Source organism: Desulfitobacterium sp. LBE (assembly GCF_007830365.1).
Classification (GTDB): domain Bacteria; phylum Bacillota; class Desulfitobacteriia; order Desulfitobacteriales; family Desulfitobacteriaceae; genus Desulfitobacterium; species Desulfitobacterium hafniense.
The window spans coordinates 1411581-1435789 of the sequence record NZ_VLKD01000001.1 but is presented as its reverse complement, the minus strand read 5'-3'; the positions used below and the strand labels follow the sequence as shown (position 1 = coordinate 1435789).

Here is a 24209-nt window from a genome sequence, read left to right as displayed (position 1 = left end):
TCCGAAAGGAACATAGTTCATGCAACAGCCTTTGACCAAGCGGCGTAAAGGGTCAGCGCTCTTTACCTTATATATGCTGGTGGGAGCTGGGCTGCTGGTTCCCATGTCGGCGTCGTCGATTTCTTTCGGTGCTGCCGACATGAAATTGTCCACGGCCTGGGGGGCGTTCTTTGATTTCAACCCCGCCTTGACAGAGCACCAGATCATCCAGACCCTCCGTTCTCCCCGTACCGTGGCCGATATTATTGTCGGGTGCAGCCTGGCCATTTGCGGCGCCCTCATGCAAGGCACTACCAGAAACCCTCTGGCCGATTCAGGTCTGATGGGCATCAGCTCCGGAGCAACTTTTGCCATGGCTCTGGCCATGGCCTTATTGCCCAGCCGCACCTATGGACAGTTGATGCTTTTTTCTTGTCTGGGTGCAGCAGTTGCCACAGGAATAACCTATTTCATCGCCTCCCTGGGCCGGGGCGGTATGACTCCTCAGCGCCTGGTGTTGGCGGGGTTATCCATTTCCATGCTGTTCGGAGCTTTTTCCCAGTATCTATCCATCAGGTATAATCTGGGGCATGAGCTTCTCTACTGGACAGCCGGTGGGACAGCCGGGACCAAGTGGAGCGAGCTGGCCATGATCGCCCCTTTCTTTGCCGGAGGGGTTTTGGCAGCGGTAGCCTTATCTCCTTCCGTGACGGTGATGAGTATGGGAGAAGATGTAGCCACTGGGTTAGGGCTGAAGACCGGCTTGGTGAAAGGACTGTCCACCCTGATCGTGCTGGTGCTCACCGGTCTTTCGGTTATTGTCGTGGGTCCGGTCAGTTTTGTCGGGCTCATTACCCCCCATATTATCCGCTATCTGGTTGGGGTGGATTATCGTTATATTATTCCTGCATCCGGCCTCTACGGTGCTCTGCTGACGGTGTCGGCAGATCTGGCGGGGCGGTTGCTCAATAAACCCTATGAAACTCCCCTTGGCGTTATTTTTGCGATGATCGGTGTGCCCTACTTCCTTTATCTTGCCCGCAAGCAAAGGAGGGAGTTTGAATGAGAAAGCAGCGTTTTACCATGAAGCGCGGAATCTTCATCCTGCTCACTATGCTGGTGTTGATTCTGGTCATTGCGGTCATCGGCATCAATTCCGGAAAGATGAATCTGTCTCCCGGAGAAGTTCTGAATGTGGTCCTTGGTCAGGGGACGGCTAAGCAGCATCTGATCATCTTTGAGTTTCGCCTGCCCCGTATTGTTCTGGCCCTTCTCGTGGGCTTGGGCATGGGGGCCTCCGGCTGCATTATGCAAAGCCTCCTCCGCAATGATATGGCAAGCCCGGGAACGTTAGGGATCAGCGCCGGCTCCGGCCTTTTTGTCCTGTTTTTCGTGGTCTACTTTTCTTTGTCCGGGATGTCCTCGGCCATTGTCCTGCCCCTGCTGGCCTTTGTCGGCGGAATTACGGCGGCGGCTCTGATCTTCCTGCTGTCCTACCGCCGGGGCGTGGATATGTCCCCCACGGGGCTGATCCTGACCGGTGTGGCTCTTTCCAGCGGTTACGGGGCCTTGACCACCCTGCTTACCCTGAAGCTGGACCAGAATCAGATGGACTTTATGCTGCGCTGGCAGGCGGGCAGCCTATGGGGGGATGACTGGCAGTATCTGGCCATTTTGGCTCCCTGGACTCTAATCCTCTGCGCTTATGTGCTTTATAAATCCCGTGTCCTCAACACCCTTCATCTGGGGAACCAGACGGCTACAGGACTTGGCGTGGCCATAAAACGTAAGTTCCTGGGGCTTGCCCTGGCGGCGGTGGCCTTATCCTCGGGAAGCGTGGCCCTTGGGGGCAATTTCTTCTTCGTAGGCATGATCTCCCCCCATATGGCCAGGAAGCTGGTGGGTCCGAACCATAAGCTGCTCCTGCCGGCCTCCTGTCTTGTGGGAGCATTGGTGGTCCTGCTGGCGGATACCATCACCCGGACCATCAGCTTTGGCATGGATATGCCGACGGGCATCGTCATTACAGTTCTCAGTACCCCTTACTTCTTGTATCTGTTGGCGAAAGCGAATTAGGAGGTCAATATGAACAGCATTTCCACAGAAAAACTGGCTATAGCCTATGATGAGTCGCTGATCGTCAGCGATCTGGATATGACTATTCCCCGGGGAAAAATCACCTCGATCATCGGTCCCAATGGCTGCGGAAAATCCACAGTCCTCAAGGCTGTGGGGCGTATTCTCAAGCCCAGGACCGGGGTGGTGTATTTAAGCGGCGAGGATATCCGCCGGCTTTCCACTAAGGAAGTGGCGAAAAAGATGGCGATCCTTCCCCAGACTCCTACAGCGCCCAGCGGTCTCACGGTCAGCGAGCTTGTGGCTTACGGGCGCTTTCCTCACCAGCGGGGCTTCGGCAAGCTGACCCCAGATGATAAAAAGATTATCCACTGGGCCCTTGCGGTGACCAAATTATCTGAGCTGGAGAATCGGGAGGTGGATACTCTTTCCGGTGGCCAGCGTCAGCGGGTGTGGATCGCCATGGCCCTTGCCCAGCAAACGGATTTGATTCTGCTGGATGAACCCACCACTTATCTCGATCTGGCTCATCAGCTGGAAGTCCTGGAGCTGCTCTATGACCTGAATCGCCAGCAAAAAGTTACCATTGTCATGGTGCTCCACGATTTGAATCTGGCGGCACGATTCTCCGACACGATGATCGCCATCCGGGGCGGAAAGATCATTATGCATGGCAGCCCGGACAAGGTCATGGCGGCTGAGGTATTAAAGGATGTTTTCTCGATTGATGCGGAGATCGTCCGGGAGAGCCGCACCGGCCGTTTGGTCTGTCTGACCTATGAGCTGCTGCGGGGAGAGGAACCGGTGGGAAAAGGAGAAATGGCCATATGAAGATTGCCTTTCGGGTCTTAAAAGGCGCAAAAGCTTACTGGCTGCACTTGATCGTAGGGTTTATAGGGATTGTCGTATCTACTCTGGCAGGTTTTTATTCTCCCTGGGCTCTGCGTGATTTGACTGAGCTGGCCACAGGAAACAGCGGGGATTTTGCGGCCCAGGCCTTGTTGATCGGACTGCTCCTGCTGGGGGCCACAGCGTTGCAGGCTTTGGGAAAATCCGTCTCCGGTTATATGAATCATTATGCTGCTCTGCATTATGTGGCCGATCTGCGGACTCAGCTTTACAGCAAGCTCCAGCATATGAGCCTGCGCTATTTTAACAAAAGCCGTACCGGGGATTTGACCGGCCGGGTGGTGAACGATGCCATGGAGGCAGAGGTTCTGCTGGCCCATGTTATTCCGGATTTTGTGGTCAATGGGTTGACCTTTGTGGGAGTGGGCATTCTCCTTTTAACCATTAATATCAAACTGGCCCTGTTAAGTCTGGCCACGATTCCTTTCCTGCTGGCCATCACTCTGTGGCAGAGCAAATACCTTGCGCCCCTTTGGCAAGAAAATGCTAAAGTACGGGGGGAGCTCTCCGGAACGGTTCAGGATAACCTATCCGGTATCAAGGAGATTCAGATTTTCAATCGGCAATCCCAGGAAGAAGCCAAAATCGCCGGCATATCCCTGCGCCATACCAGGGCTTATTTGCGGGCCAGTTTCTTCTTTGAGACCACCTATCCACTGCTGGCCTTCATCACCGCCCTGGGTACTGTCGGCATTATTATTGGCGGCGGGCGCCTTGTCGCCCTGGGGGAGCTGGCTATCGCGGATATTGTCGGTTTTGTGATGTATCTGAGCATGTTTTATAATCTGGTCAGAAGCCTGGCCGGACTTATGGAGATAGCCGGGGAGGCCACGGCCGGATGCCGAAGAGTCTTTGAGGTCATGGACGAAGTGCCGGATGTAAAGGAAAAACGAGGGGCGAAAACCCTTCCCCGGGTCAAGGGAGAGATACAATTTAAAGGAATCTCCTTTGCCTATAATCCGCAGCTTCCCATCCTGGAGAATATTCATCTTAAGATTTCACCCGGGCAAACGGTGGCTCTGGTAGGCACCACAGGGGTGGGGAAGACTACGATTGCCAGCCTGGTCAACCGCTTCTACGATCCTCAGAAGGGAACGCTGCTCATCGACGGAGTGAATATCCGGGATGTGACCTTATCCAGCCTGCGGGACAATATTTCCATGGTGCTGCAGGATACCTTTCTCTTTAACGGAACGGTGTATGACAATATCGTCTATGGCTGGAAAAATGCCACCCAGGAGCAGGTGGTTGCCGCAGCCAAGGCGGCCAATGCCCATGGCTTTATTGAAGGATTGGAAAACGGTTATGCTACGGTGATCGGCGAGCGGGGTGTGCGGCTTTCCGGTGGGCAAAAGCAGCGCCTTTCCATTGCCAGAGCGATCCTGAGAAATTCCCCTATTCTTATTCTGGATGAAGCCACCTCGGCTTTGGATATCAGCACCGAGAAGGAAATTCAAAGGGCCTTGGATGAAATCTCCAGAGAAAGAACTACATTGATTATTGCCCATAGGCTGTCCACCATCCGGCATGCGGATTCGATCGTAGTGCTGGAAGGGACCGGCATCGCGGAAATGGGCACCCATGATGAGCTGATCCGGCGTGGGGGCATTTATGCACGGCTGTATGCGACCCAGGCATCCTAAGCGCTAACGAGGCATGTGTTAATAAATAACCCGGCAGTGTCTTCACGACGCCTGCCGGGTTTACTTTAGGCAGTAAATAAGAGGGTAGGCAGGAGATAGAATTGGTATAAGCAGGAATATGACAAGGGCCTGGAGAATAATTGCAAAAATTCCCGGGTAAAGCTGTAAAAAGCGGGGGAGGTACACATGAAACAACAAATCTCATTGGATGATTTGAACAGGGCAGAAGTGAACGATCAGCCTGGACGCACCGCTTTCATAAAAGAGTGGGGGGATTTCGGATTCGATTTCGGCCAAGAGGATACTTCTAAGTTCTACATTGTGTGCGCGGTCATCGTGGCCAACTCAGCTATTCCCCAGTTGGAAAAATCCCTGGAGAAGATCGGCTTCACTGAGGAGGAGCAACTGCGGGTCAAGGTTTTGAATGAGCTGATCCCCCTGGATTTTAATCTGATTTTTTTAATTGCCGACAAAGGCCGTTTCTTTCGGGATGTTCCCGTGACCAACTTTAAAGGGGCCTTTGTCAAGCATCTTTATGATCAGCTCTATAAAAATCTCTATCATGCTTATCCGAAACTGCAGATTGCGGAAGAGCCAACAGGACGTTCTGAATTTCAGGCCGGATTTAAGGACTATGTCGGAAGAGAGCGGCCGGTACAGAATCTGTTTGACCAGTATGATTTTGATTTCGTGGCCAGCCGGCACAGCGGACCGGCGCAACTGGCAGAATGGCTCGGCGGAACGGTGGGTAAACAGCTCCATGGAGAAAATACTGGGGATTATCTGAATATCCTCTATTGGAAAATCCTCAACATTGAAAAGATTCCCGGTGACAATGCTGTGAACCTGAATCCCGCCGCCGACAACAGCCGCTTCAACCAAGAGATTGCCAACCTGGCTTTCCGCAAGGCCAGAGGGTATATCCGCGAACACGAGAGGGATGGGGAGCTGGAGAAACGCCTCCAGGTCAGCTTTCTCAAGTATTTGATTTTTGAAGCCCAATACGGCAATCCCTATAAATTTATTACTTCAAAGCAGATCTTGTCCGTGCTTTCTAAATATGCCGATACCCGGCTCAGCAAAGATTTTTTGTATCGGAAAATCGTCGCTCCCTTAAGGGATGCCCGGGTCGTTCTGGCCAGCAGCCCTCAAGGTTATAAACTGCCCATCAGCGTTGAGGATATATCCGCCTACCTGCAGCAGACCAACTCGATCATCGCCCCCATGCTGCACCGCATGGGACTTTGCCGTGAAGTAATCCTGCAGCAGACCGGCGGTAAGCTGGATGTATTGGCAGAGGATGAGTTTTTGAAGTATCAGAAGTATTTTGATTGAGGCACTAAGTGAACAAAAAGAAGGGCGCAGAATCATGAATTTGGATAGCTTTGAGCATGAGATGGAAAAGAAGATCCTGGAGAGAGGGTATCAATACTATCAGGATGGTCATATCCGTTCTTTAAAAGAAACGGAAGCCGGCCTTTATCAGGCTGAGGTGGAGGGAAATGCCCGATATCGGATCTATGTAGAATTGGCTGAAGATAACACTATTCTAGCCAGTGAGTGTGACTGTCCCTATGACCTGGGTGAGTTCTGCAAACACGAAGCAGCTGTCTATTTTGCCTTACGGGAAAGGAAATCAGAGGTTCAGGAGCAGCAAGTTATTCCGATGCCGAAAAGCCGGCAGGACCCCAAAAAGGAGGCCATCAAGAAAATGCTGGAGAAGGCTTCTCAAGAAGCGTTGGCTGATTTTTTGCTTATGTTGGCTGAAGAGTCCGAGGAATTAAAAACCAGAATTGAGTTGGCCTTCGGTGACGAAAACGATCAACAGGAGGTCAAGCGCTGCCGTAAGCTGATTCAGAGCTATATCGATAAGAATTCGGACCGCCATGGATTTATTGGGTACGACCAGATGTGGGAAGCTTTAAAGGGAACAGAGCTGGTTCTGGAAAAAAGCAGGGATGTCTTGGGCAAGGGCAAGGCGGTGCAAGCCGTTCGCTTAGCCTTGCTGGTGATCGGGGAAGCGGTGGATATGACTCAATATGGTGACGACTCCGACGGTGGAATTGGCGTAGCGGTGGGAGACGGATTTGAGGTGCTGGATGAAGTGAGGGAGGAGCTGGAGGATCTCACCGAGACCGAGCGGAAAGAGATTTTCGCACTCATCATGGAAGAAGCGGATAACAGGCGTTATCGAGGGTGGATCGACTGCCAAATCGATCTTCTCCGGCGCAGTGCCGGGTTTATCGTTACACCGGCGGAAAGAGAGCGTATGGAGAATTGCCTGAAGAAACTTATAACCGCCAGTCAAAAAGACTCTTGGACTTCGGAATATCTGAACGAAAACATCCTCCTGATTCAATATGAACTGCATTGCCGATTTGAAGGGGAGGCCCAAGCCACTGCTTTTCTCAATAAGCATCTGAACTACAGCAAATTCAGGGAAATGGCCATTCATCAGGCTATGGGGGAAGGGGATGAAGCAAGAATCATCCAGCTTTGCCTGGAAGGGGAAGAAAAGGATAAAGGCTACTCCGGACTGCTGAATCGCTGGAGGGAACATCGCTACCAATCCTATATCCGTACCGGTCAGTTGGATAATCGGCGCAGCCTGGCTCTGGAGTTTGTGGAGGAGGGAAGCTTCCAGCATTATCAGGATCTGAAAAGTACCTATTCCACAGATCAATGGTCTGATGTCTATCCGAAGCTGATTGAGCGTTTGGCCGGGAGAAAGAGGGATCACCGGGGAATATACGCCCAGATCCTGGTGGAAGAGCAGGAGTGGGAGAGACTCATGCAATATGTCTTTGCCAATCCCCACAGTATCGATTCGTATTATAAATATCTGATGGCTGAATACCGGGAAGAGGTCTGCCGGATCTTTCAGCACAATATTGAACAGGCTGCAGCCCTTGCCAATACCCGCAGTCATTATCGGGGAGTCTGTGCCACTATCCGGACACTGCAGAAGGCAGGCGGAAAAAAAGAAGCCCGGGATGTGGTGCAGAGCCTGCTTCTCAAGTACCCCAGAAGGCCGGCTTTCCGGGATGAGCTGAACAAACTTAAATTGTAAAACCCTATGAATATTTATAAATTCTGAAGTTCTGTGTTATAATATTCCACAATTACAGCAGTCGGATTCAAGCGAAGCAATCTCAAAAAACGAAAAAACAGGGGGACTTCAAATGGATAATTATAAGGCCGTCTTGGACTTCTTCGCCAAGGCTGAGCAACCGGCCCGCACCGGAGATGTGGCAGAAGCCACGGGGATTGATAAGAAAGAGGTTGAAAAGGTTATGAATACCCTCAAGAAAGAGGAGAAAATCGTTTCACCGAAACGATGCTTTTGGGAAATCAATAAAGCCTAGACAAGTAAGCAATCCCCCTCAGACTGAAGTTTTGAGGGGGTGTAATTTTTGAGGGGGGAAGAAAATTCAAATGTTGCACCGGTGCACCATTTGAATCTCCGGCAGTTTTATGTTAAAATCAATTCGTACATACGTCCGAATTAAATTTCCATAATACAAAGCTGCGTAAAAAGAAAGGAAACCGGAGTTATGAATTACTTGGATATCTTTTTGCTCTTCGCTTGTTATTCCTGTTTAGGATGGATTATGGAAACGATCTATGCCAGTATTACGCACAAGAAATTTGTCAATCGCGGATTTTTAAATGGATTTTTTTGTCCCATCTATGGTTTGGGTGCCGTTTTAATTATAGTATCCTCAACCTGGGTAGGAACGATTTTCTCTGGCGCCTTAGCAGCAGGTATCGCCAGCATTGCTGTGGCGGTTATCCTGGTCACGACGCTTGAATACATTACCGGGTTTATGCTGGAAAAAGTATTCCATTGCAAATGGTGGGATTACAGTGAAGATTTTGCTAACCTCCACGGCTATATTTGCCTGAAGTACTCCCTTTTGTGGGGAGTGCTGGCCTTGGTTCTGCTGGAAATCGTTCATCCCGGGATCGCCGGGCTCGTTCTCTTCATACCGTCAGAGATCAAAATAGCTCTCTCCGCATTGCTCTTTGTCTATTTCCTCGTCGATACAATTAAATCAGTAGCCGATACTTTAGACTTACGCAATGCCATTCTAAACCACAGCAGCTTTTCACTGCTTAAATACTATGAGAAAATTCTTCGTTACAGGCGCATTTTTCAGGCTTTCCCACGCCTGCTCATTTTAAATGCCGACATCATCAATCGTGATGTAAGGAGCATCCTCAATGAAAAAGTGGATAAGCTCAAGACTGAGCTCAAGAGCAAATTTCAATAGTTTGGCTGAATATAAGGAGTGCCTTCAGGGTTTGTTGGATCATGAATCAGTCCTGATGATGGAAGACTTCATCCAGCATGGCCGGACAACCTGCCTGGAACACAGTTTATACGTATCTTACACCGGGTATAAAGTCTGCAGGCTGCTGGGGCTTGATTGGCGTTCGGCTGCCAGAGGAGGAATGCTGCATGATTTCTTCCTGTATGACTGGCATACCACCAAACCTGACAATGGTTTGCACGGGTTTACCCATCCCCTGACGGCTCTGGAAAATGCCTATGAGCTTTTTGAGTTAAATGATCGGGAAAAGGACATTATCCTTAGGCATATGTGGCCTTTGACTGTGACGCCCCCCAAATATAAAGAAGCTCTCATCATAGCACTGATCGATAAATATTGGGCGTTGTTGGAAACTCTCCGACTAGGAAAAGAAATAAAGAACGGCAGCCTGAAGAAGAAATTATATAATCAATGGGAGGTTCCGGAAAAGCTGACTCATGTTAGGGAAGAATTGACGGAATAAGCAATGGAGATTTTTCTGCCATCGCTTGTTTTTTAGAGCGGTGATATAAGGTGATATAAAATATTTTATACTTAAAAGGCAGAGTCCTGTATTTATAAAGTTGGTTTTAATTGATCATAATTGATTATAGTTGTTTCCAGTTGTATAATTATACTGATAAAAGATAAGGGAGGCGGCTCTATGGGTAGTTTGCTGACGGCCCAGGAAGTGGCGGAAATGCTGAACTTGTCGGTGGATACAGTCTGGAGATATACCCGGCAAAAAAAGATACCTGTTATGGAGTTGGGCAAAAAACAATACCGCTATGAAAAAGAGGCTGTGCTGGCGGCTCTGACCGCAGGCAAGATATCTGCAGAAGACCTGCCTGTCAAAGAAGAAAGCTTTGGTTATGCCAAACAAGGCGAGTATACATATGAAGATTATGTCAGAATTCCGGAAGAACCGGGCTACCGGTTCGAAGTGCTGGAAGGGATGTTGATCAGGGAACCGTCACCGACCACCCATCATCAGAGGGTTGTGTTTGCTTTGTCCCGGCAGCTGGCTGATTTCTTTGAAGGCTTTGATCCGGAGGGTGAACTGTTTATGGCGCCTCTGGATGTTACCTTGACCTCCAGGAATGTAGTGCAGCCGGACATCCTTTTTATCTCCGGCAGCCGCAGAAGCATCATGCGTCCGGAGCGTATTGACGGACCCTGTGATCTGGTGGTGGAAGTCATGTCACCCTCCAATCGCCGGAAAGACCGTCTCCGCAAGTTGGAGATTTACCGCCGGGCAGGGATTCCCCATTATTGGCTTGTTGATCCTGAAGAGAACATCCTGGAAGCTTTTGTGCTTAGAGATGAGCGTTATGTTCTGATAGTTGTCAGTGGTCCGGGGGATATGTTTGCCCATCCTGATTTCCCCGGCTTGAATCTGGATTTGGCAAAGGTGTTTTACAGGCCGGAGTACGAATGAGGGGAACAGATTAAGGGTTAAATATAATGGCGCAGGCAATTGACTCTCTGGCAGTTTCATGCTAAGTTCAAATCATACGTACGTCCGAATTAAGTCTGTAGTGTTTAGATCCACCCAGAGGAGCGAATCATTATGTATGAAAAGAAAGAAATCGGTCAGTCTGAAAAAATCCTCAATGCAGCTGTCCTATGTATATCCACAAAGGGCTATGCCAGTGTTTCCCTGCGGGATATAGCCGATGAGGCCGGAGTCGTCCTGAGTCAGGTCAATTATTACTATAAAAACAAAGAGGGATTATTCATTGAGGTCATCAGGGCTTTGGCTCAACGCTATTTGCAGGAATTAGAAGATAAATTAAGCCAAGGCAAATCGGAAGAAGAGAAAAGGGCCTGCCTGATCGAGTTTTTTCAGGACACGCTTCTCAAGAATCCGGGATTGTTCAAGCTGCTCTTTGATGTGACCAGCATGGCTCTTTGGTCCGATACCTTCAGGGAACCTCTTCGCCAGCTTTTCGACGACTCTACAGCATTGATTGAAAAATACATTATCAAGGATATTGCCCCAACACAAAATAGTGAAGGCTATTCGCCGTCACTATTATCCAGGATTACCCTGGGTGCATTATTTGGTACTTCCATTCATATCATGCTGGCGGAGGAGCAAAAGGATGCTGTAGCATCATTGTCTGCTATAAAGGTTTTATTCAGCAATTAGGTGTTTATCAGCAATTAAGATGTTTATTAGCAATGAACTATGAAATTTAAAATGAATTACAAAAAATTTATAGGCAATTTTAAATTTATCTCATTCATGGTCAATCTTTTATTGAGCTTGGGTTTAGGGGTTATTCTTTGGCGAATTCTTGATATTTGGTATATTATCCCTTTGCTTTTGCTGATCGTACCGTCGGTTACGGCATTATTGCCATTTTCTCCGGTTTTGCCAACAAAAAATTGTTAGCCAAATTTGAAAAGCAAATCCTTCAGTTCAGAGAAGGGGATTATTCAAGCCTTGCCGAATTTAAGGATCTTGGCTTTATCGGTAAAATCTCGTCATCTTTTAATGAGATTATTGAAGATATTCGGGGTTTAACATGACTTGCGAGAAGTCCCCCGTCCTCCACAGGCGGGGGATGAACATGACTTGCGAGAAGTCCCCCGTCCTCCACAGGCGGGGGATGAATCGCTCTATGCGCATTCACAAAAATCCATAGTGTTTGGTAGAATATTCCGATATAATATAATCAGTCGTAGATAAAAAAGGACTGATTATATGGCAAAGTTGGATAATAACAATCATTCAGTATTCTTACTTACCTATCATCTAGTTATGGTTGTTAAATACCGCCGAAAGGCCATTGATGATACGATTGCCCTCCGTATAAGGGAGATCGGGGAATCGATCGGAAAAAACTATCATATTACATTTTTGGAATACAACCATGATCGTGATCATATTCACATCGTCTTCAAAGCTCATCCTAATTCTGAGCTATCCAAGTACATCAATGCTTACAAGAGCGCATCATCCCGGCTGATCAAGAAAGAATTCTCTCACCTTCGTCACCAACTCTGGAAGGAGTATTTCTGGTCTCAAAGCTACTGTATGGTGACAACCGGCGGAGCACCTTTGGATAGTCTCAAAAAATATATCGAATCTCAAGGGGAGAAGAGGTGAGGTTGTGCAAATGGTCTATCGCTATGAGGTCTATCCCTCCCGCGAACAAGAACAAAAGCTGTTTCATACCCTGAAGCTTTGCCGCAAACTCTACAACCACGCCCTGAACGAACGGCAGGTAACTTACAAGGAAACTGGTCATGGCCTAACCTATAACCAGCAGCAGAATGCCTTACCGGCATTCGTGAAAGCCCATCCCGAGTACAGCCAAGTTCACAGTCAAGTTCTCCAAGATGTTCTACGCCGCTTAGATAGCGCTTATCAGCATTTCTTTGCCAAGGAAGCCGGGTATCCCCGTTTCAAAAACCGCGATCACTATTCATCATTGACTTACCCTCAAGTCGATAACGTGAAAAGAACCTTCGGTAGAGCAGGTTATATTTATTTGTCCAAACTAGGTTTTGTGAAGATGGAGACTCACCGGAAATTTCCGGTGGAAGCGATAAAACGTGTCAATATCAAATATCATGGAGGAAAATGGTTCGCCAATCTTACTGCTGAGATTCCGGATGTTGCCCCCGTTGAAAATCCCAGCCAAGCTGTGGGGATCGATGTGGGCTTGAATCATTTTGCTGTGCTTTCTGACGAAAAGGTGATTGATAACCCGAAGTATTATCGTAAGATGGAGAAAAAACTGGCTAAAGCCCAGCGGAGGCTTTCCCGCAAAAGGAAAGGTTCACACAACCGAGGGAAAGCCAAGGTAAAAGTAGCTAAAATACATGCAAAAATAGCGAATCAGCGCAAGGACTTTCTCCATCAAGCAAGCGTTAGAGTGGTCAGAAGCTATGATCTTATCGTCATGGAAGATCTCAAGGTACACAACATGGTTCGGAATCGGCGGTTAGCCAAAAGTATTCATGATGCGGGCTGGGGTCAGTTCAGAAATTACATCCGGTATAAATGTGAACGCCAAGGAAAACAGTTCATCCTGGTTGACCCCAAGGGCACATCACAGAGCTGCTTATGTGGAGAGTCAGTCCCCAAAGACTTAAGCGTCAGGGTCCATGAGTGCCCGTCCTGTGGATTAGTGATGGATCGTGACTTGGTAAGCTCCAAGCTCATCCTGGCCCGTGGTCTGAGTAAAATAGCCTAAGTATAAGTTTTCTATAGGGCGGGAACCGCCCGAAGTTACGCCTGTGGAAATCGTGTAAGACCTAATGCTAAGGCAGAGGGCGGCGGTCGATGAAGCAGGAAGCCAACGTCCAAACTTTTGCCAAGAAGCCCCCGCTTCTTAGCGAGGCGTAAGCGGGGGTAGTTCACTTACGAGCTTTGTCAAGGTTTTTCATGCCATTATTCAAATTTCCAAGGAAACCAGGAGCAAAGCTGAAGAAGCCTTATGCTCAGTTAGCCAGATTTCTGAATCCATTGAAGAAGTTGCCAAGGGCACTTCCAGGCAGGCCGATGAGGTTCAGTATGGGGTAGAGAAAATGGAAAACCTCTCCCAGGAAATCGAATTATTGTCGGACCGTTTCAAGGGAGTAAGCGATGATACAAAAGACATCAAGCAGCTGAACAGCGTCGGGCTGCAGTCGGTCAACCTTCTTCAGGAAAAGTCTCTGGAAACCAATGCCGCTCTGGCACAGATTTATCAAACCATCGAAAGCCTGACCAACTCCACTAAGAATATTGAGCAGCTTCTGGAGTCGGTGGAAGGTATTGCCGAACAAACCAATTTGCTGGCCTTAAATGCGGCGATCGAAGCAGCCCGGGCCGGTGAATCCGGGCGGGGATTTGCTGTAGTGGCAGAGGAGATCAGGAAATTAGCTGAACAAAGCCGGGTATCCACTGTGGAAATCGGCAGCTTGGTACACACCATTCAAAATCAGTCAACCCTGACTATCGTTTCCATGCAGCGGGTTCAGGCTGTCTCCCAGGAGCAGAATGAAGCTGCCTTACATACCAATGACGCTTTCCAAAATATCACCGAAGCTACCGAATCGATCAGTTCGAAAATCGCCATGATCCAGCAAGGGATGACCTCAATTCAGAATCATCGCCATGAGGTCTTAAAGGTTATTGAGAATATTTCCGCTGTTACGAAAGAGGCTGCTGCCTCAAGTGAGGAGATCGCTGCTGCAGCCGGCGGTCAGGTATCCATATTGGAAGAGATGAATGAAGTTACCCGTAAATTAGATGAGATCACGCAAGAGCTTGATGTGAAACTGAAAAAATATAAGCTATAGTGTACCGGAATGATAGATATAATTATGCTGCCTATTTCTTAAAACGCCTCGCAGGGGCGTTTTTTATTTACTACCAGAAGGCATAGCTTGCCTACTATACTTTCTCATTTAACCTAAAAATTCACATATCTTAACCCTGTTGACAAAAGAAGATAAGAATATTAAACTTGACTACGTTAATTATTAAGTTAATTAACTTTTAATATACTTACCGAATAGCCCGTAAGTACTGCAGGAAAAAACTCTATGACATTTTCAATGCTAATAATTGGACAAATTACCTGACCATGGGGTGGAGGAGGTTATATGGTTAAATTAGTTAAGTATCTTAGCTCTTATTACGGGTATATTCTTGGTGCCGTTGCCTTGCTGTTTTTACAGGCCAACTGTGATTTGGCTTTACCGGATTATATGTCGGATATCGTCAATACCGGAGTCATGACCGGAAATACGAATTATATCCTGAAAACGGGGGCGACCATGCTCCTGATCACGCTCCTGGGAACGGCCGCTTCCGTGATGGTGGGCTATTTTGCTGCGCGGACGGCGGCAGGGGTGGCCCGGGATTTGCGTTCGGGCGTTTTTAAGAAAGTCGAGCAGTTCACTCATGCTGAGTTCGATCATTTCTCCACGGCTTCCTTAATTACACGGACCACCAACGATATCACCCAATTGCAAACTGTGTTAGTCATGATGATCCGCCTGGTGTTTTATGCTCCGATTCTGGGAGTGGGCGGGGTCATCAAAGCCATTTCCAGCAGTTCGTCCATGTCCTGGATTATCGGGATTGCCGTTCTCTGTCTCATCGGGGTCGTGGTCATCTTATTTATCGTGGTCATCCCCAAGTTTAAACTCATTCAATCCCTGATCGACCGCTTGAATTTGGTGGCTCGGGAAAACATCGAAGGAATGCTGGTGATCCGGGCCTTCAACACCCAAAAGTTCGAGGGCGCCCGCTTTGACAAAGCCAACCGGGATCTGCTGGAGACGAACCTTTTCGTCAACCGGGCTATGGCTTTGATGATGCCGGTCATGATGCTGATTATGAATCTGGTTACGGTGATTATCGTCTGGGTGGGTGCCAAACATGTCTCAGCTTTTCAAATGGGTATCGGCGACATGATGGCCTATATGCAATATGCCATGCAGATCATTATGGCCTTTTTAATGATGTCCATGATGTTTATTATGTTCCCCCGGGCAGCGGTGGCGGCAGATCGGATTGCCGAGGTTCTGGAGAAAGAGGAAAGCATTGCCGACCCTGAGGAACCGGCCTCTTTCCGGGAAGAGTTTCAGCCGACGATTGAATTCCGGAATGTGAACTTTGCTTATCCCGGAGGGGAAGATGCGGTTCTGCATAATATTAATTTTCTTGCCCCAGCAGGTCAGACCACAGCCATTATCGGCTCTACAGGCAGCGGTAAATCCACCCTGCTGAATCTGCTCATGCGCTTCTATGATGTAACTGCCGGTGAAATCCTGGTGGACGGCCAGGATATCCGCACCGTCACCCGGCGATCCCTGCGGGAAAAGATCGGTTATATTCCCCAAAAGAGCACTCTTTTCTCGGGTTCCATCCGCTCCAACCTATCCTATGGAGATAAAAAGGCCACCCAGGAGACCTTAGCCAAGGCAGCCGAGATTGCCCAGGCCACCGAATTTATCGCGGCCAAGGAAGAAGGCTATGACTCGGTCATCGCCCAGGGCGGCACCAATGTTTCCGGAGGCCAAAGGCAGCGTCTGTCCATTGCCAGAGCGTTGGTAAAAAATGCACCAATCTACCTTTTTGATGACAGCTTTTCCGCCCTTGATCTGAAGACCGATCGGAACCTGCGGGGGGCTTTGCAGCGGGAAACCGGGACCAGCACGATCCTTTTGGTAGCCCAGCGGGTCAGTACGATTATGAATGCCGAACAAATTATTGTCCTGGACAATGGCCGTATTGTAGGTAAAGGGACTCACAATGAACTCTTGCAAACATGCGAAGTCTATCAGGAAATCGCCTATTCGCAATTAAGTGAGGAGGAACTGGCGAGATGAGTGCTGCAGAAAAACAAACAGGTTTCGGGCCTGGTCGCCAGGGTCCGGGGGGAGGCAGAGGATTTTTTGGCGGTCCCCCTGGAGGGCCCGGTGGGCCCGGCGGGGGCGAGAAAGCCAGGGATTTTAATAAAACACTCCGCACCTTGACGGGATATTTAACTCCCCATAAGACAACGATTTCCATCGTGGTTTTCTTTGCCCTCTTCTCCACTGTATTTACGATTGTGGGACCAAAATTGCTGGGTAAAGTCACCACGAAACTGGCGGAAGGGTTATTCGCCTGGTATAACCAGACGGGGCTTCTGACGGATTTCAATTATATCGGTAAAATTATTGGGGCCTTGGTGGTGCTTTATGTAATCTCCTCCATCTGCTCCTACGTGCAAGGGTACCTGATGTCCGGGGTGGCCATGGATGTCACTTACCGGCTGCGCAAAGAGATTGCGGAGAAAATGAGCCGAGTTCCTTTGAATTATTATGATACGAGAAGCCATGGGGAGGTCCTGTCCAGGATCACCAATGATGTGGATCTGATCAACCAGACCCTCAATCAGAGTTTAAATCAAATCATCACTTCAGCGGCCAGCATCGTCGGTATTCTGATCATGATGCTGTCCATCAGCTGGATGATGACCGTGGCCGCATTGCTGGTTATCCCCTTATCCCTGGGGATTGTGGGCGTGGTGATTAAACGCTCTCAGCGCTTCTTCAGGGAACAGCAACACTCCCTGGGCGAGCTTAACGGCCATATTGAGGAAATGTACGGCGGTCACACTATTGTGCAGGCCTTTAATGGGGAAGCGGAGTCCGTGGCTTTTTTTGAACGGGTCAACGACCAACTCTATCATTCGGCCTGGAAATCCCAATTTGTCACCAGCATTATGATGCCGGTGATGAGTTTCGTAGGCAACCTGGGTTACGTGGTGGTCAGTATTCTCGGTGGCTACCTGGCTGTTAAACGGGTCGTGGACATCGGGGACATTCAAGCTTTCATTCAATATATGCGTTCCTTTACCCAGCCCATAGCCCAGCTCTCTTCCATCTCCAATACCCTGCAGTCCACAGCGGCAGCGGCGGAACGGGTCTTTGAATTTTTGGCGGAAGGGGAAGAAACCCCGGAAACAGCTCATCCGGTCACCTTGGATCAGTTCAGCGGCCATGTCCGTTTTGAACATGTGAGTTTTGGCTACAGCAAGGATAAACAAATTATTCATGACTTCTCCGCGGACATCAAAGCCGGCCAGAGAGTCGCCATTGTCGGTCCCACCGGGGCTGGCAAGACCACGATTATGAAACTTTTAATGCGCTTTTATGAAATTGACAGTGGCAGAATCCTGATCAGCGATCATGACATTTATGACTTCAGCCGCCATGATCTGCGCTCCTTGTTTGGCATGGTGCTTCAGGATACCTGGCTCTATAATGCTTCGATTAAGGAAAATATTCGCTACGGTACCTTTGCGGCGACGGATGAAGAAGTCATGGAAGCAGCCAAGGCGGCCCATTGTGATGAGTTTATCCGTGCTTTGCCGGGGGGCTATGATATGGTTCTTAATGAAGAATCCAGCAATATCTCCCAGGGACAGAAGCAGTTGTTTACCATTGCCCGGGCCATCCTGGCCGACCCGAAGATTTTGATCTTAGACGAGGCCACCAGCTCCGTGGACACCCGAACGGAGATCCTGATTCAAAAAGCCATGGAAAACTTAATGCGCAACCGGACCAGCTTCGTGATTGCCCACAGGCTCTCCACGATCCGGGATGCGGACATGATTTTAGTATTAAAAGACGGCGATATCGTGGAACAAGGAAATCACGAGGAATTGTTAGCCCAGAATGGATTCTATGCCGATCTCTATCAGAGCCAGTTTGAAGAGGCCGAAGCAGTTTAAGATTTCCTTGGATTGAAAAAAGGAGGAGCGTATCATGGGAGTGCAATTAAAGAGCGAAGAACAGCAACAGCTGAAAGAGCAAGTCAAAGGCAAAAAAAGCAGGAAAGGGATAGTTCTGGCCATCTTAACGGTTATCGTCCTGATTGCCGGTTGTGCAGGGTTTTACTATTTTAATGAGAACAGCCGCTATTTCACCACGGATAATGCTAAAGTCACAGCGAAAATGTATACCATCACCCCCAATGCTTCAGGGGAGTTGCTGGAGTGGAAGGTAAAAGAGGGTGATCTGGTAGAGAAGAATCAAGTTCTCGGACGCCAGGCAGTTTTACCCTATATCACTTCACCGATTCAGGGCACGGTCATTAAAAATAACTCAATTCAAGGGCAAGCAGTGACCCCTGCTTCCCAATTGGCGGTCATTGCGGATACGGATCACCTTTATATCGGGGTGAATATCGAAGAAACAGATATTGCCAGGATTAAGGTGGGACAACGGGTGGATGTAAAGCTGGATGCCTATCCCGGTGTAACCTTTCCAGGGAGGGTTCAGGAGATCGACCGGGCTACCCAAACGTATTTCTCCGGCGCCTCAAGCTTCAGTACCAGCGGCACCTATGCCAAGGTAACCCAGTTGATCCCTGTCAAAGTGGTGATTGACAACCAGGATAATCTGCCTTTGACCTTTGGGATGAATGCCACAGTGAAAATTCACATTAAGGAAGAACCTGTCAACACTCCGTCAGGTGCTCAAGGGGGCGAAAACACCGACTCCCAGCAGGCTGTTCATTACAGCAGTGTCCTTGAAGCCGCCGAGCAGATGGGGATCATCCCCAATGTTGCCGGTAAAGTCAGCAAGATTAATGTAAGCATCGGCCAGCGTGTGGAAAAGGGAGATGTGTTGTTCCAACTGGACAGCACGGATCTGGAGTTGCAGGTAAAGCAGGCTACTGCCAATTATAATGCAGCCGCAGCTTCCTATAATCATAATAAAGCTTCCTATGACAGCCAAACCGCTGTTACCCCAGCCCAGATTGCCTATAATGAGGCGATGGATAACTATATCCGCATCAAGGCACTCTATGATGGCGGAGCGGTATCAGAGGTAGAGCTGAACAATGCCCAAGACAAAGTGGAGATCACCCATGCCCAACTGCAAACGGCTCAGAATTCAGCTAAAGGAGCTGTTGATGCAGCCGCCGCTCAAATGGCCAGCGCTCAGGCCGGATTGGACATTGCCCAAAAGAAATTGGACGACTGTATTGTGAGAGCGCCGATGGCTGGTGAAGTAGCGGCCAAAACCATTGAGGTGGGTATGATGGCTTCGCCCCAAGCAGCCGCCATGACCTTGGTCAATACTCAACAGGTAAAAGTGCATATCAATGTGACCGAAACGAATATTGCGAAGATAAAAGTCGGCAGTACAGCTGAGGTTAAAGTGCAGGCTATTAATGCCGCCGCCCAAGGTAAAGTGGTCAATATCGCTCCTGCCTCAGATGCTAAAACCGGCATGTTCCAAATCGAAATTCTGCTTGAGAATCCGGATAGCCTGTTTAAGGCGGGAATGATCTGTGATGTAGAGCTGAGGTAGGATTTTTGTGGAGGGATGAGCTCTTCCTAAACAAAAGGACCGTTGCAGCGAATTGATGTTCGTTGGGCAGCGGTCCGGTTATCTAGTCCGGGATAAAAAAGGGAAATTTAAATGAAATATAGAAATAGAAGGAAAGCATAAGGAAAGGACGGGAAGCCTCATGCAGGAAAGTAAGACGGTGAGATTGTTAGAGAGCATCAAAAAGTTCCGCCAGCTGAGCTTGAATTTCCGGGGAAACGGGGAAATTCCTCACCGGGAAATTATGATGCTGAAGCTGATTAAGCATCACTCAGGCGAGGGAGGAATAACCATTTCGTCCTTGAGTGCGCACCTTGAGATCAGCAAACCGGCGGTTTCACAAATGATTAACTCCCTGGAAGACAAGAATTATGTGGAGCGGATTACGCCTAAAAGTGACCGCCGCATGGTCTATGTCCGTTTGACTGAGCTTGGGGAAGAAGCCTTGGGCGTAGCCTTTCATGAGATGCAGAAAAAGTTGGAGATTTATTTGGAGAAGATGGGGGAAGAGGATATGGCGACCCTGATTGCACTCTTGGATAAACTCCACCGGATCATGAAGGAAGACCTTCGTGAGGAACGTGAGGAGAAGGAACAGTAATAATCATTCGGCCCGAAGCAGCTGAAGCATTTTAAGCCTTGGTATCTAAAGAATGCTTCTATGAAATACTATAGAATCAAGAAAAATACTATAGAATAAAGGGGAATGCATGATGAATGAAACCTTGAAGGTAATAGCCGAGCGGTATTCCTGCCGCGATTTCAAGAATGAAATGCCCTCGGATGAACTGCTGCAGGCCATAGCCGAAGCAGCGATACAGGCTCCCAGTGGTATGAATCGTCAGGCCTGGCGGGTCATTGTGGTCAAGAACAAAGAACTGATGCAGGAAATGGAAGCGGAAGGGCTGGCCTATCTTGCCGGCATGGAGGATCAATCCTCTTATAACAGAATTATGGAGCGGGGCGGCAGGCTGTTCTACGGAGCCCCCTGCATGATTGTTGTCCCGATTGATCCGACCCAATATGGTCCCGCCCTGGTGGACTGCGGTATCCTATGCCAAACTATCGCCCTGGCCGCCACATCCCTGGGGATAGCCAATATTATGTGCGGGTATACCGGCCTGGCCTTTGCCAGCGGCCTGCGGGCAGAAGAATTCAGCAAGCGGTTGGGGTTCCCTGAAGGCTATGCTTTTGGCTGTTCGGTGCTGTTAGGGCATGCCAATACGACAAAACCACCCCATGTCCCGGACAAGGATAAAATCACCTTCGTGGAGTAGCGGCAAAAGTTGTGGAGCTGCAAATCTTTCCAGAAAAAATGGGCTGTTCATTAGTTATAGAAAACACCTCTATTCCTGGGTATATCACCTGGAAAAAAGAGGTGTTTTCTGCTCAAGTGGAAAAGGATGCTCCTATCATCGGAACACGTTGTTTATCCTGGTTGGAAAGGCCGTATATTCCTCCGTCCCTCCGGATCAATCCTCTTATTCCTCCTTTAAGAGATTCCATATCACCCGCGTATCTGGGGATCAAATGAATATGCAAATGGGAAACAGTCTGCCCAGCTGCTTCGCCACAATTCATGCCGATATTATAACCGTTTGGTTCAAATGCAAGATCAAGCAGGGATTTGCATATATCAAGCAGGGAAAAAATAGCCAGCCTTTCCTGAGGAGTCGCATCAAAGATAGTGCTGACATGCCGTTTGGTGATAATCAGAAGATGCCCTTGATTTAAAGGGTGACTGTCGTAGAAAGTAGTGGCCAGCTCGTTCTCCACGATTGGATTATGGATATGGCAAAAAGGGCAATTCATAATTTATCAACTCCTAATATAGAATACGTGATAAAATAGTATGTGCTGTTTTATTGGCTTATGTTTGGTAATAACTGTGCAAAGACAGTTTGAGGAGTTAGAGAAGTTTCTTATTTATGATGGTGGAATTGGTTTGTTGAGGTTTATGTTTTGTCTCGTTATTTGCGTGGTTTGTGTTGCGGCTGTGATTATCTCTAACACATTTTTCGAATACTTGCATATTCTTCTGGTGCTGGATATAATATAAGAAAAGGACCGACGTGGTGCAAACACGTCAGCCCTACAGGCTGTCTAACCGGAAAACGGTTAGCTCAATTTGTTGGTTATATTAAGGAATAACCGCCGCGTTAAGCAGGGGCGGTTATTTCTTTTTGGTTATGACTAATACTATAAGCGTGGCAAATGCAATCGCAAATGTCAGTGCTTCGTAAACCGTCATCATACCACCCCCTTCCGAAAAGGAAGGAGCTAACCGTCCCAGAGCAGCCTGTACTGTTAGTGTAGCATATTTTTCCAAACATAAGAGTGTTTTCTGTACAACAGCTATCCCGAATTGAGTTTCTTGCAGAACCACTAGGGGCAGGAAGTTAGTTTAAACTAAATAATAAAAAATGAAGCAGGTTGTTTAACTTGCTTCATTTTTTTAGACCTTTAATGATCTCGTGAATATTGCTTATTTGCTTTTCGTCCAAGGCCTTTAAATCATTAATGACTTCTTTGATTAAAGTCGGATAGCTTGTTCCTTCATCAAAGAATTCTTTTGGGGAGATCCTGAAATAGTCACAGATGTAGAGAAACTCGGTCATGGATGGCAGAGCTTTGCCGGAAACTATGCTGTGTATATAGCTGGGACTATGCCCTAGGTCAATACTCATACTTCGTTCGGAAACATTTTTCTGAATCCGTAATTCACTGATTCTGCTGCGAATAAAGCTATCGTCCATAAGATCACCTCCATCTGATTCTAATAGATAGTATTGGTGATATCGGACGATTAAATTAAATAAATATGCTGAAATGTATTATTTAATCGTCTATAATCTAATTAATGTCTTATGAGATTAGTTGATGAGGTGATTGACCATGAATATGAGAAGAATTTATCGCAAGGTAGCCAAAAAGCATGGGGTATCTGCTACGGAAGTTAAAAGAGATATGCAGGCTGCAATTGAGCATGCCTATAATAGGCCGAGTAGATCTGAAAGAGAAAAGATGGTTCAGGAAAGTGTTGAGCGTGAGAATAGTGTACCAACTGTGAAGGAGTTGATTGCGTTTGCTGCTAGGGAGTTAAGAGAGAAAGAGAAATAGAGTTAACAAATCTGTGAACGTTTAGCGATATGCCTTTGGTCTTTTGAGCCCTTTATAATCTCATGAATTGAAAGGGGGCTCTTTTTACTTGACTTGCTGAAATTGGAAGGAAATAAGGGAAAAACACTGAACTATACTAATGTAGGAAACTTTGGAGGAGATGAAAAGATGAATCTGAGCAAAGGCTTTCATTTGGCCAACAAGTATTATCCCTTGCTGTTGGTTCCCATAATTCTTGATCTTTTGCAACTGGGGACTATCCTGAGATCTGTACAGGGAATTACCCTTAAATTGACCATTCCCTCGGCGCTGCCAAGCATTACCCAGGTCTTAAATACTGCGAATCAGGGTACGGATACCTTTAACATTAATTTACCTTATGGCTATTTAGACAATGTTTTTTTGATTGTATTGATAGCTGTACTTTATCTACTGGCCGGCGCTTTTCTCAAAGGAGGGTTTCTGGGGTGTATCCTGGCAGGAATTAATGAGCAGGAAGTCAGTGCAAGCACCTATATACAAACAGGAAAACAATTTTTTGGCCGTTTTCTGGCACAGGCGTTACTCATGCTCATTCTATTATTGGTTTCCGCGCCGTTCTGGATCGACTTAGGGCCCCTTGCACTGCTTCTCATGATAGGTTTGCTGATTCTGTCCTTTTACCTAATTTTTTGGGATTATGTTATCGTTGCTGATAATGCTGGACTTATCGAGGCAGCCCAAATTTCCTTGGCCCGGATTCAATCCGATTTAGGCAAAGTGCTTTTATTCATCATACCCATTGCCCTTATTACAACTTTAATAGGCCTCGCAGTGAGTGCACTCATTACTTCTTCAGCTATTTTGGCTGTATTGGCTATTGCCCTGTATGCTTATTTTGGAACAGTTGCTGTATTCGCTATCATGACATTTTATTTGGATATTTCCGGGAGAGAGGCGGGAAGTAATTTTACGTATAGTGGTTGAATTTGTCTATAAATTTATGTGCAAAGATTAGATTTTGAACATAAAATGAAGTAAAATATAAGTAATAGCCAATAAATATTGGTAAGGAGGTTTGAATAAAATGGCTGAAACGACCAACTTGAATATCCGGATTGATAAAGAGCTGAAAGAGCAGGCTGAAGCGTTTTTCAATGAGTTAGGCTTGAATATGACAACGGCGTTTAATATTTTTGTGCGGCAATCCCTTCGCCAAGGTGGAATACCTTTTGATATTACGTTGAATACGGATGGTTTTTATAACCCAACGAATATGAAAATGCTACGACAATCCATTCAGGATGCCAACGAAGGTAAGTTGACCGCTCATGATTTACTTGGTGATTAAGTG

24 protein-coding genes are annotated in these 24209 nt (G+C 47.7%); 22 read left to right on the top strand and 2 right to left on the bottom strand.

Annotated elements, in window-relative coordinates; all coding sequences use genetic code 11:
• Positions 1 to 19: 19 nt before the first annotated feature.
• The 19 genes from DESLBE_RS06930 to DESLBE_RS06835 all read left to right on the top strand — a co-directional run bounded on the left by DESLBE_RS06930 (position 20) and on the right by DESLBE_RS06835 (position 21033).
• Positions 20 to 1045: an iron ABC transporter permease gene (locus DESLBE_RS06930; RefSeq protein WP_144675919.1), complete on the top strand. Its 1026-nt coding sequence runs from the start codon at positions 20 to 22 to the stop codon at positions 1043 to 1045.
• Positions 1042 to 2055: an iron ABC transporter permease gene (locus tag DESLBE_RS06925; RefSeq protein ID WP_144675917.1), complete on the top strand. Its 1014-nt coding sequence runs from the start codon at positions 1042 to 1044 to the stop codon at positions 2053 to 2055. Before DESLBE_RS06930 ends, DESLBE_RS06925 begins: the two co-directional genes overlap by 4 nt.
• Before the next feature lie 9 nt (positions 2056 to 2064).
• Positions 2065 to 2886 carry an ABC transporter ATP-binding protein gene (locus DESLBE_RS06920; protein ID WP_144675915.1) on the top strand — a complete coding sequence of 274 codons (822 nt, stop codon included), beginning with the start codon at positions 2065 to 2067 and terminating at the stop codon, positions 2884 to 2886.
• The gene (locus DESLBE_RS06915) at positions 2883 to 4607 is read left to right on the top strand and encodes an ABC transporter ATP-binding protein (RefSeq protein WP_144675913.1); all 1725 of its coding nucleotides are present in this window, start codon (positions 2883 to 2885) and stop codon (positions 4605 to 4607) included. The genes DESLBE_RS06920 and DESLBE_RS06915 overlap by 4 nt, the downstream gene beginning before the upstream one ends.
• A gap of 186 nt (positions 4608 to 4793) precedes the next feature.
• Complete coding sequence (locus DESLBE_RS06910) at positions 4794 to 5942, top strand: hypothetical protein (RefSeq protein ID WP_144675911.1); 1149 nt, start codon at positions 4794 to 4796, stop codon at positions 5940 to 5942.
• A gap of 34 nt (positions 5943 to 5976) precedes the next feature.
• On the top strand, positions 5977 to 7677 hold the full coding sequence (locus DESLBE_RS06905; RefSeq protein WP_144675909.1) for a hypothetical protein: 1701 nt from the start codon (positions 5977 to 5979) through the stop codon (positions 7675 to 7677).
• 112 nt (positions 7678 to 7789) lie between these two features.
• Positions 7790 to 7972, top strand: a complete 183-nt coding sequence (locus DESLBE_RS06900) for a FaeA/PapI family transcriptional regulator (protein ID WP_005813931.1) — start codon at positions 7790 to 7792, stop codon at positions 7970 to 7972.
• 189 nt (positions 7973 to 8161) lie between these two features.
• Complete coding sequence (locus DESLBE_RS06895; RefSeq protein WP_144675907.1) at positions 8162 to 8881, top strand: putative ABC transporter permease; 720 nt, start codon at positions 8162 to 8164, stop codon at positions 8879 to 8881.
• A complete protein-coding gene (locus DESLBE_RS06890) occupies positions 8832 to 9404 on the top strand; it encodes an HD family phosphohydrolase (RefSeq protein WP_144675905.1) in 573 nt (190 codons plus the stop codon). The genes DESLBE_RS06895 and DESLBE_RS06890 overlap by 50 nt, the downstream gene beginning before the upstream one ends.
• A gap of 180 nt (positions 9405 to 9584) precedes the next feature.
• Positions 9585 to 10358 carry a Uma2 family endonuclease gene (locus DESLBE_RS06885; protein ID WP_144675903.1) on the top strand — a complete coding sequence of 258 codons (774 nt, stop codon included), beginning with the start codon at positions 9585 to 9587 and terminating at the stop codon, positions 10356 to 10358.
• Positions 10359 to 10490: 132 nt separating this feature from the next.
• Complete coding sequence (locus DESLBE_RS06880) at positions 10491 to 11072, top strand: TetR/AcrR family transcriptional regulator (protein ID WP_144675901.1); 582 nt, start codon at positions 10491 to 10493, stop codon at positions 11070 to 11072.
• Between the two features lie 558 nt (positions 11073 to 11630).
• Positions 11631 to 12035 (top strand): IS200/IS605 family transposase, encoded by a 405-nt coding sequence (gene tnpA, locus DESLBE_RS06870; protein WP_144675899.1) that lies wholly within the window; start codon positions 11631 to 11633, stop codon positions 12033 to 12035.
• 4 nt (positions 12036 to 12039) lie between these two features.
• Positions 12040 to 13128 carry an RNA-guided endonuclease TnpB family protein gene (locus DESLBE_RS06865; protein ID WP_011459437.1) on the top strand — a complete coding sequence of 363 codons (1089 nt, stop codon included), beginning with the start codon at positions 12040 to 12042 and terminating at the stop codon, positions 13126 to 13128.
• A 334-nt stretch (positions 13129 to 13462) separates the two neighbouring features.
• Positions 13463 to 14218: a methyl-accepting chemotaxis protein gene (locus DESLBE_RS06860; protein WP_005813948.1), complete on the top strand. Its 756-nt coding sequence runs from the start codon at positions 13463 to 13465 to the stop codon at positions 14216 to 14218.
• 306 nt (positions 14219 to 14524) lie between these two features.
• Positions 14525 to 16258: an ABC transporter ATP-binding protein gene (locus DESLBE_RS06855; protein WP_005813950.1), complete on the top strand. Its 1734-nt coding sequence runs from the start codon at positions 14525 to 14527 to the stop codon at positions 16256 to 16258.
• Entirely contained in the window at positions 16255 to 18150 is a 1896-nt protein-coding gene (locus tag DESLBE_RS06850; RefSeq protein WP_005813953.1) for an ABC transporter ATP-binding protein, read from the top strand. Before DESLBE_RS06855 ends, DESLBE_RS06850 begins: the two co-directional genes overlap by 4 nt.
• A gap of 34 nt (positions 18151 to 18184) precedes the next feature.
• The gene (locus tag DESLBE_RS06845) at positions 18185 to 19738 is read left to right on the top strand and encodes an efflux RND transporter periplasmic adaptor subunit (RefSeq protein ID WP_144675897.1); all 1554 of its coding nucleotides are present in this window, start codon (positions 18185 to 18187) and stop codon (positions 19736 to 19738) included.
• A 160-nt stretch (positions 19739 to 19898) separates the two neighbouring features.
• Entirely contained in the window at positions 19899 to 20357 is a 459-nt protein-coding gene (locus tag DESLBE_RS06840; RefSeq protein WP_005813957.1) for a MarR family transcriptional regulator, read from the top strand.
• Between the two features lie 112 nt (positions 20358 to 20469).
• Positions 20470 to 21033, top strand: a complete 564-nt coding sequence (locus tag DESLBE_RS06835) for a nitroreductase (protein ID WP_172625395.1) — start codon at positions 20470 to 20472, stop codon at positions 21031 to 21033.
• Between the two features lie 112 nt (positions 21034 to 21145).
• Here the strand turns inward: DESLBE_RS06835 and DESLBE_RS06830 are convergent, their stop codons facing one another.
• Positions 21146 to 21568 (bottom strand): HIT family protein, encoded by a 423-nt coding sequence (locus DESLBE_RS06830; protein WP_144675893.1) that lies wholly within the window; start codon positions 21566 to 21568, stop codon positions 21146 to 21148.
• A 635-nt stretch (positions 21569 to 22203) separates the two neighbouring features.
• On the bottom strand, positions 22204 to 22512 hold the full coding sequence (locus tag DESLBE_RS06825) for a helix-turn-helix transcriptional regulator (protein ID WP_005813967.1): 309 nt from the start codon (positions 22510 to 22512) through the stop codon (positions 22204 to 22206).
• Between the two features lie 139 nt (positions 22513 to 22651).
• Between DESLBE_RS06825 and DESLBE_RS06820 the strand changes: the two genes are divergently transcribed.
• From DESLBE_RS06820 to DESLBE_RS06810, 3 genes are all read left to right on the top strand, one after another.
• Positions 22652 to 22876 carry a sporulation initiation factor Spo0A C-terminal domain-containing protein gene (locus DESLBE_RS06820; protein WP_005813969.1) on the top strand — a complete coding sequence of 75 codons (225 nt, stop codon included), beginning with the start codon at positions 22652 to 22654 and terminating at the stop codon, positions 22874 to 22876.
• A 168-nt stretch (positions 22877 to 23044) separates the two neighbouring features.
• Positions 23045 to 23842, top strand: a complete 798-nt coding sequence (locus DESLBE_RS06815) for a hypothetical protein (RefSeq protein WP_242662025.1) — start codon at positions 23045 to 23047, stop codon at positions 23840 to 23842.
• 100 nt (positions 23843 to 23942) lie between these two features.
• Positions 23943 to 24206 carry a type II toxin-antitoxin system RelB/DinJ family antitoxin gene (locus DESLBE_RS06810; RefSeq protein WP_005813972.1) on the top strand — a complete coding sequence of 88 codons (264 nt, stop codon included), beginning with the start codon at positions 23943 to 23945 and terminating at the stop codon, positions 24204 to 24206.
• The last annotated feature ends 3 nt before the right edge of the window (positions 24207 to 24209 follow it).